At 59.4% G+C, this 13156-nt stretch carries 10 protein-coding genes; 7 read left to right on the forward strand and 3 right to left on the reverse strand.

What is annotated here, in order from left to right; translation table 11 throughout:
• Window positions 1-128 precede the first annotated feature (128 nt).
• Genes rfbA through rfbB form a run of 3 tightly spaced genes read right to left on the reverse strand, consistent with a single transcriptional unit; the run spans window position 129 to window position 2979 of the window.
• Window positions 129-1010, reverse strand: a complete 882-nt coding sequence (rfbA, locus tag V7787_RS06430; protein WP_336086660.1) for a glucose-1-phosphate thymidylyltransferase RfbA — start codon at window positions 1008-1010, stop codon at window positions 129-131.
• Window positions 1007-1912: a dTDP-4-dehydrorhamnose reductase gene (gene rfbD / locus V7787_RS06435; protein WP_336086663.1), complete on the reverse strand. Its 906-nt coding sequence runs from the start codon at window positions 1910-1912 to the stop codon at window positions 1007-1009. The genes rfbA and rfbD overlap by 4 nt, the downstream gene beginning before the upstream one ends.
• Window positions 1909-2979, reverse strand: a complete 1071-nt coding sequence (rfbB, locus tag V7787_RS06440) for a dTDP-glucose 4,6-dehydratase (RefSeq protein ID WP_064492624.1) — start codon at window positions 2977-2979, stop codon at window positions 1909-1911. Before rfbB ends, rfbD begins: the two co-directional genes overlap by 4 nt.
• Before the next feature lie 495 nt (window positions 2980-3474).
• On the opposite strand from rfbB, the gene V7787_RS06445 reads away from it, so the two are divergent.
• From V7787_RS06445 to wzy, 7 genes are read left to right on the forward strand one after another with little or no spacing between them, the layout of a single operon-like run.
• Entirely contained in the window at window positions 3475-4893 is a 1419-nt protein-coding gene (locus tag V7787_RS06445; protein WP_336086667.1) for a lipopolysaccharide biosynthesis protein, read from the forward strand.
• Entirely contained in the window at window positions 4893-6200 is a 1308-nt protein-coding gene (locus tag V7787_RS06450) for an O-antigen ligase family protein (RefSeq protein ID WP_336086669.1), read from the forward strand. Before V7787_RS06445 ends, V7787_RS06450 begins: the two co-directional genes overlap by 1 nt.
• Window positions 6201-6218: 18 nt before the next feature.
• Complete coding sequence (gene asnB / locus V7787_RS06455; RefSeq protein WP_336086671.1) at window positions 6219-8162, forward strand: asparagine synthase (glutamine-hydrolyzing); 1944 nt, start codon at window positions 6219-6221, stop codon at window positions 8160-8162.
• Window positions 8163-8192: 30 nt separating this feature from the next.
• Complete coding sequence (locus V7787_RS06460) at window positions 8193-9476, forward strand: nucleotide sugar dehydrogenase (protein WP_336086673.1); 1284 nt, start codon at window positions 8193-8195, stop codon at window positions 9474-9476.
• A gap of 11 nt (window positions 9477-9487) precedes the next feature.
• Window positions 9488-10528, forward strand: a complete 1041-nt coding sequence (locus V7787_RS06465) for an NAD-dependent epimerase/dehydratase family protein (RefSeq protein WP_336086674.1) — start codon at window positions 9488-9490, stop codon at window positions 10526-10528.
• Window positions 10521-11645: a glycosyltransferase family 4 protein gene (locus tag V7787_RS06470; protein WP_336086676.1), complete on the forward strand. Its 1125-nt coding sequence runs from the start codon at window positions 10521-10523 to the stop codon at window positions 11643-11645. Before V7787_RS06465 ends, V7787_RS06470 begins: the two co-directional genes overlap by 8 nt.
• A 58-nt stretch (window positions 11646-11703) precedes the next feature.
• A complete protein-coding gene (gene wzy, locus V7787_RS06475) occupies window positions 11704-13140 on the forward strand; it encodes an O-antigen polysaccharide polymerase Wzy (RefSeq protein WP_336086679.1) in 1437 nt (478 codons plus the stop codon).
• The last annotated feature ends 16 nt before the right edge of the window (window positions 13141-13156 follow it).

Here is a 13156-nt window from a genome sequence, read left to right on the forward strand (position 1 = left end):
GGGTTTACCCGCGAATACGGTAGCGGCGGCAACGGTGAACGGCGGATGGAAATTGGCCAGCAGGCCCAGCCCCTTCGGGGCTTGAACCGCCCGTGGAATGGCGGCCCCGCCCCACCGAGGTTGTTACCTCAATAAACCGTGCCTTGAATCAAACGCAGCAGATACTGGCCATAACCGGTCTTGGCCAGCGGTGCTGCCAGCGTTTCCAACTGTTGGGCATCGATCCACCCCTGCCGGAATGCCACCTCTTCGGGGCAGGCCACTTTCAGCCCTTGCCGCCGCTCGATCGTCGCGATATACCCGCTTGCCTCAAGCAGCGAGTCATGCGTCCCGGTATCCAGCCAGGCATACCCGCGCCCCATGATCTCTACCGACAAACGGTGCTGCTCCAGGTACGCGCGGTTCACGTCGGTAATCTCCAGCTCACCACGCCCGGATGGCCGAATGCTTTTGGCAATCTCGATAACGTCGTTGTCGTAGAAGTACAACCCGGTCACGGCATAGTTGGACTTGGGTTTGGCCGGCTTCTCTTCCAGGCTGATGGCATTACCCTGCCCGTCGAATTCGACCACGCCATAACGCTCGGGATCTTGCACGTGATAGGCGAACACACTGGCGCTGCCCTGGCGGTCCATCGCGTTGCGCAGCAACTGCTGGAAGTCGTGGCCGTAATAGATGTTGTCACCCAGCACCAGCGCGGTGGGGGCGTTGCCGAGGAAGTCTTCGCCAATCAGGAACGCCTGGGCCAGGCCGTCCGGAGATGGCTGCACGGCGTAGGTGATGTTGATGCCCCAGCGGTGGCCGTTGCCCAGCAACTGCTCGAAGCGCGGGGTGTCTTGCGGGGTGGAAATGATCAAGATGTCATGAATGCCCGCCAGCATCAGTGTGGTCAGCGGGTAATAGATCATCGGCTTGTCGTACACCGGCAGCAGTTGCTTGGAAATTGCCAGGGTCGCCGGGTGCAGGCGGGTACCCGACCCACCCGCCAGAATGATGCCTTTACGCTTCATAGTGGTCCTTTCTCGTGGATTTCCGTCAGCATGCGAGCCACACCCAGGCGCCAATCTGGCAGGGTCAGGGCAAAGGCCTTCTGCAGTTTATGGGTATCGAGACGCGAGTTGGCCGGCCGCATGGCCGCCGTCGGGTAAGCCTCTGTGGTCAAGGGGGTGACGTTCTCGGCATGAGCTTTCAGCGGCACGCCATGGACCGCCGCTTGCTCCAGTACGTAACGGGCATAGCCGCACCAGGTGGTTTCACCCTCAGCGGCCAAGTGGTACAGGCCAGCCAGGGATGGGTTGCGACGGGTGGCGACAATGGCGTGGGCGGTGACGTCGGCGATCAGTTCGGCACCCGTCGGGGCACCGTGCTGGTCATCGATCACGCCCAGGCTGTCACGCTCCGCAGCCAGGCGCAGCATGGTTTTGGCGAAATTGTTGCCGCGTGCGGCATACACCCAACAGGTGCGGAAAATCAGGTGCTGGCAACCGGCAGCCTGGATCGCTTGCTCGCCGGCCAGCTTGCTGGCGCCATAGGTATTCAGTGGGTCAACGGCATCGTCTTCGCGCCAGGGCTGGGTGCCCTGCCCCGGGAACACGTAGTCGGTGGAGTAATGTACCAGTAGCGCGCCACATTGGGCGGCAGCGCGGGCCAGCACGCCGACGGCGTCGGCGTTTACCTTGAAGGCTTGCTCACGGTCATTCTCGGCCTTGTCCACGGTAGTGTAGGCCGCCGCATTGACGATGACATCGGGGGCATAGACACGGACAGTTTCGGCCAGGCCCGGCAAGTTGGCCAGGTCGCCACAGTACGCCTGGCTGCGAGCGTTCAGCGCCAGCAACTGCCCCAGTGGGGCCAGGCTGCGTTGCAGTTCCCATCCTACCTGACCGTCCTTGCCCAGCAGCAGCACCTTCATGCAGAACGCCCTGCGTAGTTTTTTTCTACCCAGTCGCGGTAACTGCCAGACTGCACGTTCTGCACCCAGTCCTGGTTGTCGAGGTACCAGGCCACGGTTTTGCGGATGCCGGTTTCGAACGTTTCCGCAGGCTTCCAGCCAAGCTCCTGCTCCAGCTTGCGGGCATCGATGGCATAACGGCGGTCGTGACCTGGACGGTCGCTTACATAGGTGATCTGTTCGGCGTAGGGCTTGCCGTCGGCGCGTGGGCGCAGTTCGTCCAGCAGCGCGCATACGCGGTTGACGATGTCCAGGTTGGGCTTTTCATTCCAACCGCCGACGTTGTACACCTCACCGGCTTTGCCGGCCTCCAGTACGCGGCGGATGGCGCTGCAGTGGTCCTTTACGTACAACCAGTCACGAATCTGCTGACCGTCGCCATACACCGGCAGTGGCTTGCCGGCCAGGGCGTTGACGATCATCAGCGGGATGAGCTTTTCCGGGAAGTGATAAGGGCCGTAATTGTTCGAGCAATTGGTGGTCAGCACCGGCAGGCCGTAGGTGTGGTAGTACGAACGCACCAAGTGGTCGCTGGCAGCCTTGCTGGCCGAGTACGGGCTGTTAGGCTGGTACTGGTGGGTTTCAGTGAAAGCCGGTTCATCGGCAGTCAGAGAGCCATACACTTCGTCGGTAGACACATGCAGGAAGCGGAATGCCTGCCGCGCCGGCTCATCAAGGCTGCCCCAGTATGCACGCGCGGCTTCCAGCAACTGGAACGTGCCGACGACGTTGGTTTCGATGAAGGCTTGCGGGCCATGGATCGAGCGGTCGACGTGAGACTCGGCGGCAAAGTTGATGATGGCGCGGGGCTGATGGGCATTCAGTAATTCCGCGACCAGCCGGCTATCGGCAATGTCACCGTGCACGAAGATATGGCGCTTGTCGCCCTGCAGGCTGCTCAGGGTCTGCAGGTTGCCTGCATAGGTGAGTTTGTCCAGGTTGACCACGGGTTCGTCATCGCCGGCCAGCCAGTCCAAAACGAAGTTCGCCCCGATAAAGCCTGCACCGCCGGTTACCAGAATGGTCATGTTTGTCTGCTTCCGTTGTCAGGGTCTGCGCTTCCACTTTCAGGATTCTAGACTGTCGGCGGTTGATTCGAGAGCGAAGACGATGGCAACGTGATATTCAGGCTGTGACCGGGTGGATTGCTGCTATCGATTGGAGCCGTCCCAGCCTGTCTTTGACCAACGATTCCTTGCCACGCCGCGCTTGACTCCAGCAAGGGACTTCAGGTTACGCACATACAATACCGAAAAATCCTACAAGAACTCCGCTCAACTACCCAATAAAATACCTCCCCGCATTGCAACGCTAACCTCGCCTTCCTCTGTTCATGCCCCTTGTCACAGTCGCCTCATTCAGTATCATTAGCGGCCTCCCACACTATCGTGTCTTGCAGCTGGAGGGGCCGCGCCGGGACTGCTTGCGCCGCGCCATAACAAAAACAGGCTTTACGAGCCCGAACACACGCATAGGCGAACGGATATGCCGATGACAATTGAATTCGGCACAGGGAGATCATGTTGAATAGTTGGTTGAAGAAATCCCTGGCACTTTATTCAGCCAATGGCCTGAATTTTCTACTCAATATTCTGATCATCCCGATTGTTGTCTTTTTTATCGGCTTTGATGGTTACGGCTTCTATTCTGTCTATATCATTCTCTCCAGCACCCTGCTGTTTCTGGACTCGGCCCTGTCCAAGTCAGTCGTCAGCAGTGCATTCTCGGCAAGTAATCAACAACGCGCCCAGCTCATAAGCTCGTCGCGAGCTACCTACCTGGCTACGGGCCTGCTGTTGCTGCTGGCCACTCCCCTGGTCGCCCAGGGCGTCTCGCTCTTGTTCCCTCTACGTACCGAACAACTGGACCTGGCCTACTGGATTGGTGCCGCAGCGCTGATCGAGTATGTAATGGCGCTGCCTGGCCAGTATTTCCAAATGCTCAACGTGCTGCGCGGCAGGCACTACGCCTATGCCCAATACCAACTGTGCATACAGTTGAGTCGCTTCTTCACCGTCGCCGTCGTCGCCGCCAGCACCCAGCAAATCGAGTGGGTGCTAGCAGCTATTGTGCTGCGCAAGATACCCGACTACTTGATTCTCTGGCTGTTCTGGCGCAACCAGCCGACCGAGCCCAGCGACCATGTTGCCTGGCCATTTGTAGGCGCACTCTTGCGCCAGTCCGCCCCTATAGTGGGCGTTGCGCTCCTGCAGGTGCTGGCCACCGAGTTCATCTCGATCTACATCAGCCACGCCTACGGCGCAGAAACGCTTGGTAAGTACAGATCCGTCTACGATGTACTCAACAAGATATGGTTCGTCGCCACCCTTTATCCGGTGCTTGTGTACCCCAAGATCTGCCAATGGCTGGCCGATGAGCAAAAGCGCACATGGCTGCAGGGTATGCTGCCACGGATAAACCTGGGCAGCGCCTTGGTTTATGCCACCCTGACAATAGCGGGACTGGCCGTGTATCCATTGCTGGCTAGCTGGTTCCCGCCGCTGCAGGCAGCTGCACCGTTCGCAGCAGGGCTGCTGGCCGGTATTTGCATGTCCGGCCATGTTCGCCTGGGTTATGAGTTTCTTCAGGCCCAGAAAGATGCCAATACTGCCCTGCTGATTAACCTGCTATCGCTGGCAACCGGCGCAATCATCCTGTACGCGTTTCAGGGTAATGGCACTCGCGAGATCGGCTGGGCCTGGCTAGCGGCTCAGCTGCTTGCAGTGGCAGTCGTCGACTTGCGAAACGGGGCCCTGCTGGCCTCGCCGTGGCGTAAGTCCCTAATGGGCTTGTTACCGTGGCTAGGTGTCGGCATCGGCGTATTTGCGGCATCGTCAATTCACGGCACGCCAGGAGCAGTGTTCCTACTGCTTCTGCTAGCCGTATCAACAAGCTGCCTCGCCATCCATGCGAAGCGGTTGCGGGCTTCAGGTAAGGTGTAATGAGTAAGGTGAACTACGTCTCGGTCGGCGCCGCGCTGATCATTTTTGCATCGGTGGCTACGGCGCTGCGCTTTGGCAACCTGCCGATCGGCATCGGCGAAATAGCCATTATGCTGGTGTTTTTCTGGGCCCTGCGTTACAGGCGGGCTCTGAGCTACCTGAAGCACCCCGTTATGTTGTTCTGGATGGGATTCATCACCATTGCCGGGCTGGCAATGCTGTTCGGCACGGTCAAAGGCGCCAGCGCCACCCATACCGCCGCAGCTTACCTGTATTCGGCCAGTTTCTCCCTCATGGCACTGGCATGCATCGAACAGTCCACCAAGCAGCAGTTCGACGCTTTCATCAAGGCATTGACGATCATCCCGGGCATCATGCTCATTATCCCGTTCCTGTGTTTCCTGACAGACGCTAGCCCGCTGGCTGAAGCACTCGGGATGAATACCGATTTCCCGTCGCGGCTTTCTGCCTGGTCGACCAACCCCAACCAGCTGGCCCTGTTGTTGCTGCCAATACCGTTCTGGCTACTGGCGGTGTACCGAGATGCAAGCTGGCATGGTGGCCGCTGGCTGCGAAACTTCATACTGCTTTGGGCATTCTTCTTCCTCGGCATTTGCGTGCGCAGTGATGCGCTGCTGCTGGCTTGGTGCGCAGGTTTGCCACTACTGACGGGCGTGGCAGCAGCTTGGACGAGGCCGTTCAACTGGAAGCTGTTCGCCACTGCCCTCGCCGCATTTGTCCTGGCATTTGGTACATTCAAGGTTGTGATCGATGGCCCAGGCCGCGAGCAGTTGGTCAAAGCTGAGGCGTCCATTGTCGGTTTTGTGGCTTCAATGCTGGGTGAGGCACCGCCGGAACTCGGAAAAAGAACATTTGTGCCCGGTAAGTCCGACTCGGTGATTGGTGTCGGTTTTGACCAGAACAAGAGCGGTGTACGCAAGACCCTGTGGATCCATGCCTATGAAGCCTGGTTGCAGTCCCCCCTGATCGGGCATGGTCCTGGTGCATTCTCCTACCTTGATGACCCAACAGAAAAACAAGAGGCTCATAACCTTGGCTTTGACATGCTGACGCAGGTGGGCATCGCGGGCGTGCTAATGTTCGCTGCCTTGTACCTGTGGCTGCTGTTCACGGCGTATCAGGCCCGGGATCCCTATTCGCTGGCGGTCCTAGTGGTACTGATGCTCTTCTCCGGTGCCCACTTCATGCTCCGGCAGCCGGTATTCAGCCTTTATATGATCATCTGTGCCCTTGCGGTCAAACATGGCATCTTCACCACCATGCGTGACAAACCTCAATCCATCTGATTACCAAGAGATCGTGCTATGTGTGGTATTGCAGGGTTTTGGCACCCCAACAGCCAAGGCAGGTATGACGGACCAACCGCCCTGACCCGCATGACTGACGCTATTGTCCACCGCGGTCCGGACGATGCCGGCGCCTGGAACAATGGCGCCGGGTTGTTTCTCGGCCACCGCCGGCTGGCGATCGTCGACCTCAGTTCCGCAGGCCACCAGCCCATGGCATCGGCCACTGGCCGGTATGTCATTGTTTTCAATGGCGAAATCTACAACTTCCAGGCCCTGCGCAAGGCGCTTGAAGCAGCCGTGCCGGCCGCGCTGGCATGGCGTGGCCATTCGGACACCGAGGTCATGCTCGCAGCCTTCGAGCACTGGGGTGTTCAGGAAACCCTGCACAAACTGGTCGGCATGTTTGCCTTGGCAGTGTGGGACCGCAGCCGCGAGACACTGACCCTTGCACGCGATCGCATTGGCGAGAAGCCGCTGTACTACGGTTACCAGGGCAGCGCACTGCTGTTCGCATCGGAACTGCAGGCGCTCGAGGCTCACCCCGGCTTCAACGCCGAGGTTTCACGCGACAGCCTGGCACTGCTGCTCAAGTACGCCTATGTACCGGCGCCACACTCGATCTACCAAGGCATTCACAAGCTGCCACCGGGTACCTGGCTGGAGATTGATCGCGCGGCACTGGACAGCGGCGTGATCGGCACTCCGCAAGCCTACTGGCAGGTGCCTGAGGCACTCACCGGGCCGGGGGCGTCGTACACCGATGACGAGGCCATCGATCAGTTGCACACGCGGCTGCGCAACACCATCAGTGACCAGATGGTGGCGGACGTCCCCTTGGGCGCCTTCCTCTCCGGTGGCATCGACTCGACGCTGATCGTAAGCTTGATGCAATCGCTGTCGACGCAGAAGGTCAAGACCTTCACCATCGGCTTCGACAACCCCGGCTACAACGAAGCCGAACACGCCAAGGCAGTTGCCCGCCACCTGGGTACCGAACATACCGAACTGTATGTGTCAGGCACTGATGCACTGGATGTCGTACCACGACTGCCTGAAATCTACGGCGAGCCATTTGCCGATTCGTCGCAGATCCCCACCTACCTGGTGTCACGGATGGCTCGCAGCCATGTAACGGTAAGCCTGTCCGGCGATGCCGGGGACGAACTGTTTGGTGGCTACAATCGCTATCAGTACCTGCCCAAGGTCTGGCGCAAGCTGGGCGGTATGCCAGGCCCGGCGCGCAAGCTGGCCGCCCGGATGATCGAGGCGGCCCCACCGAGTCGCTGGGACGCCATCGCCAACGGTTTGAGCCCGATCACGCCTGCGGCCCTACGTGTGCGCCTGCCTGGCGAAAAACTGCACAAGCTGGCCGGAGTCATGCGCCACGGTTCGCCCAGCCAGATGTACGACCATGTAGTGTCGCAGTGGCAAAACGCAGAGGACGTGGTGATTGATGCCCGCCTACCTGGCATTGCGAGTGTCGACGGTAGCGATTTCGCCAGCTGGATGATGCGCCAGGACACCCTGACCTACCTGCCAGACGATATCCTGGCCAAGGTCGACCGCGCCGCCATGTCCGTAAGCCTGGAGACCCGCGTACCTTTCCTGGACCACCGCATTGTGGAGTTTGCTGCAACCTTGCCGATGTCGCTGAAAATCCGCAACGGCAGCACCAAGTGGATATTGCGCGAGCTACTCTATCGCTATGTGCCTCGGGAGCTCATCGAGCGCCCGAAAATGGGCTTCGGCATTCCGCTCCACGAGTGGTTGCGCGGTCCTCTACGCGACTGGGCCGAGTCATTGCTGGCCCCACAGAGACTGGCAAGCGAAGGGTACTTTGCACCAGGCCCGATTCGCGCCGTTTGGGAAAAGCACCTTCGCGGGCAGGGCAACTATCAGCAGCAACTATGGCCCGTCCTGATGTTCCAGGCATGGCTTGATCGCAAAAAAAACCGCTGAAAAACAGCTTTCATCATTTGAGGTATTTCGATGTATCCAAGAAAGGTATCAGTGGTCGGGCTTGGCTATGTAGGCTTGCCCGTGGCCGTAGCGTTTGGCAAGCATGGGGCTGTCATCGGCTTCGATATCAACGAAGGCCGCTTGCAGGAACTTCGTGCCGGCCATGACCGCACCAATGAAGTCAGCAACGAAGAGCTCGCCCAGGCGCAGATCGAATTCACCAGCAAGACCGATGTCTTGGCCAAGGCAGATTTTCATATCGTTGCAGTCCCCACGCCCATTGACGACGCGCACCAGCCTGACCTCACACCGGTGGTAAAGGCCTCGGAAACCGTTGCGAAGGCGCTGAAAAAGGGCGATATCGTCGTTTACGAATCCACCGTTTACCCCGGAGTGACCGAGGAAATCTGCGTCCCCATTCTGGAACGTATTTCCGGTCTTGCCTGCGGCACAGACTTTACCGTGGGCTATAGCCCCGAACGCATCAACCCCGGCGACAAGGAGCACACGTTCACCAAGATCAAGAAGGTGGTATCGGGGCAAGACGCCGCCACCCTCGAGATCGTAGCCGACGTGTATGCCTCAGTTGTCACGGCCGGGGTGCACAAGGCCGCATCCATCAAGGTTGCCGAAGCCGCCAAGGTCATCGAGAACACCCAGCGCGACCTGAACATTGCGCTGATGAACGAGCTAGCACTGATCTTCGATCGCATGGGCATCGATACCCTCGATGTTCTGGAAGCCGCTGGCACCAAGTGGAACTTCCTGAAGTTCAAACCCGGTCTGGTAGGTGGACACTGCATTGGTGTCGACCCGTACTACCTGACGCACAAGGCTGAAAAGCTCGGCTACATCCCGCAGGTCATTCTGGCAGGGCGGCGTATCAACGACAGCATGGGCGCCTTCATTGCACAGCAGACAATCAAGCAGATGATCCATGCCGGTCACCCGATTGCAGGCTCCGTGGTCACCCTGCTGGGCCTGACCTTCAAGGAGAACTGCCCGGACCTGCGCAACTCGCGCGTCATCGATATCATCCGCGAGCTCGAGGACTTCGGCGTCAAGGTCCAGGTGTTCGACCCCGAGGCCGCCGCCGAAGAAGCCGAACACGAGTATGGCGTCACCCTGCTGGATCTGAACCAGCTCAAGCCCGCCGCCGCAGTGGTCGTCGCGGTTGCCCACGAAGCGTACGCTCGCTGGACGCCCGAGCAATACCTGAAGCTGATGCACAACGCCCCCGTCGTCATCGACGTCAAAGGGGTTTGCGACGGCCCGGCCCTGGAACAGGCTGGCGCACGGTTCTGGCGCCTGTGATGGAGAATGGCATGAACACCTACCAAACACTGCTCGGCGAACTGGCTGCGGTACCGCGTACCTGGCTGGTGACTGGCGTTGCCGGTTTCATCGGATCGAACCTGCTCGAAACCCTGCTGCGCCTGGATCAGAACGTTGTTGGTCTGGACAACTTCGAAACCGGCCACCAGAAGAACCTGGACCTGGTCCAGCAAGCTGTGCCAGCTTCTGCCTGGGCACGGTTCAAATTTGTGCGGGGCGACATTCGTAAGCTCGAAGACTGCCAGCTCGCCCTGGCAGGCGGAGTCGACCATGTACTGCACCAAGCGGCACTGGGTAGCGTGCCACGATCGCTCGAAGATCCGATCCGCACCAACAGCACCAACATCGACGGGTTCCTGAACATGCTCGTGGCCAGCCGCGATGCAGGCGTCAAGCGTTTCGTCTATGCGGCGTCCAGCTCGACCTACGGCGACCACCCGGGTCTTCCCAAGATCGAAGACCGTATTGGCAAACCGCTGTCGCCCTATGCGGTTACCAAGTATGTAAACGAGCTGTACGCCGATGTGTTTGCGCGCTGCTACGGCCTGCAGACCATCGGCCTGCGCTACTTCAACGTGTTCGGCCCACGGCAGGACCCCGACGGCGCCTATGCGGCAGTCATTCCCAAGTGGTTCGGCGCATTGCTGCGCGACGAACCCATCCATATCAACGGCGACGGGGAAACCAGCCGGGACTTCTGCTTTGTGGCCAATGCCGTGCAGGCCAACTTGCTGGCAGCGACCACCGAGAACGCCGAAGCATGCAACCAAGTCTACAACGTGGCCGTGGGTGACCGTACGACACTGAACGAGCTGTTCGGGCATGTCCGCGGGCTGGCCGCTATCTGCAAGCCGGAACTCAAGGACGTGGCCCCAGTCTATCGAGATTTCAGGGCCGCCGACGTGCGCCACTCGCAAGCAGACATCAGCAAGGCGCAAACCTTGTTGGGTTACGCACCGACACATCGGATTGCCGAAGGCCTGCAGGATTGCGCCGCCTATTACATTACCCATGTAGGGAAATATGTCTAAAATCGCCGTCATTGCCGGGCATGCCGAATCGCTGATTCGGTTTCGCGGGGACCTGCTGGACGCACTGCGCGCCAATGGCCACGAAGTGGTGGCCATTGGCCCCGAAGATGATGACTCTGTTCGCCAACGCCTTGCCGAAAGAGGCGTCGGGTACCATGTGATCCCCATGTCCCGCGCAGGCTTGAACCCGTTCGCCGACCTAAAGTACATGCTGCAAGTCAGCCAGTGTCTACGCGCTGTCAAGGCTGAAGTGGTGCTTGCCTACACGATCAAGCCGGTCGTATATGGCTTGCCTGCTGCGGCTCTGGCCGGGGTCAAGCATCGCTATGCGCTGATCACCGGGTTGGGCTACGCCTTCACCGATGTAGACTCGAGCTTCAAGCGCAAGCTGATCAACCGTATCGCCTCCGGGTTGTATTGGTTTGGCTTGCGCTTCGCTCATGGCCTCTTCTTCCAGAACCCGGACGATCAGCAGTTGTTCAAGGAACAACGGCTGGTCAGGCCTGCGCTTCCCACCTGGGTCGTCAACGGCTCAGGCGTCGACACGCAACGCTACCCGCTGGCCCCACTGCCGTCCCAGCCGCGCTTTCTTTTCGTGGGCCGGTTGCTCAAGGACAAGGGCGTGCTCGAGTACGTCGAGGCGGCCCGCACGCTCAAGGCCCAACACCCTGACGCCGAAGTACACTTGGTCGGCCCGCTGGACTCGAACCCGTCAGGCATCAACGCAGACGTTGTAGAGGGCTGGGTGAGAGAAGGCATCGTCCAGTATCACGGTGCTGTCAGCGATGTGGAACGCTACCTGGCCGCCTGTAGCGTGTTTGTATTGCCATCGTACCGCGAAGGCACGCCACGTTCAGTACTTGAAGCCATGTCATGCGGGCGGGCAGTCATCACAACCGACGCGCCTGGGTGCCGCGAGACCGTGCAGGATGGCGTCAACGGTTTCCTGGTTGCTCCGCGTAACTCGACTGAACTGGCCGAAGCCATGCTACGCCTGGCCGAGTCAGCCGAGCTACGTGAAAACATGGGGCGCACGAGCAGGGCGCTGGCCGAGGAAAAATACGATGTTCACCGTGTGAATACGGCCATGATCAAGGCAATGAAGCTGAGTAACTAACAAAAAGGCGGCCGACTGGCCAACAAGGAAACGCCACTAACGCGGGATCGTGATTCGCATGTTTAGCAAACGCCATGTATTCGATGCGGTTTCCAACCCGCGCAATGTCGCACTTGTTGCTGTGGTAATGATGGCGATCCTCTTCTGCATCTGGCTGATACCCCCTGAGTCTGTAACGCTGCAACAGGCGCAGGCCTGGGCAACGATAGGCATGGTGGGGGTGCTGGCCTTCATGATCCTCTCCAGCGCCCTGGTCCATCACACGCTGGTGCACAGCTACGTCCTCTTCCTTGGCTGCGCGTCGCTGTTCATTGGTGGCCGCCACATCGCTTATGCCATGGGTTTTGACGTGGCAATGCTGAAGATGGAGAGCAATTTCTTCGCCGTACACCGGCCGGATTTCGTCTCCATCGAACTCACGGCATATGAGGGCCTTCGGCTGACGCTCTACCTTGTGTCATGCCTGCTCGCCATGCATGCAGGGTATATGGTCAGCCTATGGAAAAAGCCGGCAAGCAGCGCCGGTAACCGGGACATGCAGTGGACGTCATACCTGCGCATCCCGGCCCTCGCATTGGCTGCGGTTTCCACACTAGCGTTCATGGTCAGCTTTCCGGACGCTTACCGTGCCGTTCATGGCAGTGGCTATATCTCGTTGTATGAATCTGCTTCAACCGATTTCACCACCCGCGGTAGCACGGCCGCGCAGTATGGCCTGCTGTTGGCGTTAGGCCTGGCCTTCGCTTCGCAAAGCAAGCGACTGGGCTGGTGCATTCTGGGGTTGCTGGCCATCTACTACACTGCCAACCTGCAATTGGGTGTTCGTGGCGGGATCATGGGCTTCGCCCTGTTATGCTTCTGGCTGTTCCACATCAAAGTACGGCGTATCAATCGCCTTGCCTTGCTGGCGATCCCACTGTTGCTGGGCGGCATCGTTGTCTTGGCTGCGATGGGAAATCGTGGTATCGACTTTGGCGAAAGCACAGTGATGCTCCTCCCTTGGTTCATTGACAACCAAGGGCTGACCGCCCTGTACGTCCACTCGGCCCTGCAGATCGACCACTACCCCGCCCTCGCTTATTTGCATGGTGTGTTCCCGATAACTCCGGCGCTGGCCGCGCTTTGTGGCACCAGCATTCCGCTGGATCAACTGTACTTCGGGCAATACCTTTCGAAAATGGCGCTTGCCGGCGATGCCTACCAGAAAGGGTTTGGCATGGGCTGGTCGCTGTTCGCAGACTTTTATGCCTATACCCTGTGGGTGCCAGGTGCCTACCTGGTTGCCGCGGCTGGTTTCGGTGCCCTGTTGGCCAGGCTGGTCAACGCCACCCACCCACTGGTTTTTGGCGCCCACGTGATGGTTTTTGTAAAGCTCATGCTGCTGCCTCGCACAGGGCTTTACAGCATCATCCCCTTCCTGCTGGTGTATGCGGCAATCGTGCTTGCCTGCTATCTCTGCGCTCGCCTGTTAGCGCGCAGGCCAGGTCAGGCCTGATTCAGGCAACGGCAGG

The sequence above is a fragment of the Pseudomonas sp. CGJS7 genome, from assembly GCF_036961695.1.

Excerpts from the sequence above, each read along its gene's own strand:
- asnB (WP_336086671.1), top strand. The coding sequence starts at position 6,219 with ATGTGTGGTATTGCAGGGTTTTGGCACCCCAACAGCCAAGGCAGGTAT.
- wzy (WP_336086679.1), top strand. The coding sequence starts at position 11,704 with ATGTTTAGCAAACGCCATGTATTCGATGCGGTTTCCAACCCGCGCAAT.
- V7787_RS06460 (WP_336086673.1), top strand. The coding sequence starts at position 8,193 with ATGTATCCAAGAAAGGTATCAGTGGTCGGGCTTGGCTATGTAGGCTTG.
- V7787_RS06450 (WP_336086669.1), top strand. The coding sequence starts at position 4,893 with ATGAGTAAGGTGAACTACGTCTCGGTCGGCGCCGCGCTGATCATTTTT.
- V7787_RS06470 (WP_336086676.1), top strand. The coding sequence starts at position 10,521 with ATGTCTAAAATCGCCGTCATTGCCGGGCATGCCGAATCGCTGATTCGG.
- rfbD (WP_336086663.1), bottom strand. The coding sequence starts at position 1,912 with ATGAAGGTGCTGCTGCTGGGCAAGGACGGTCAGGTAGGATGGGAACTG.
- V7787_RS06465 (WP_336086674.1), top strand. The coding sequence starts at position 9,488 with ATGAACACCTACCAAACACTGCTCGGCGAACTGGCTGCGGTACCGCGT.
- rfbB (WP_064492624.1), bottom strand. The coding sequence starts at position 2,979 with ATGACCATTCTGGTAACCGGCGGTGCAGGCTTTATCGGGGCGAACTTC.
- rfbA (WP_336086660.1), bottom strand. The coding sequence starts at position 1,010 with ATGAAGCGTAAAGGCATCATTCTGGCGGGTGGGTCGGGTACCCGCCTG.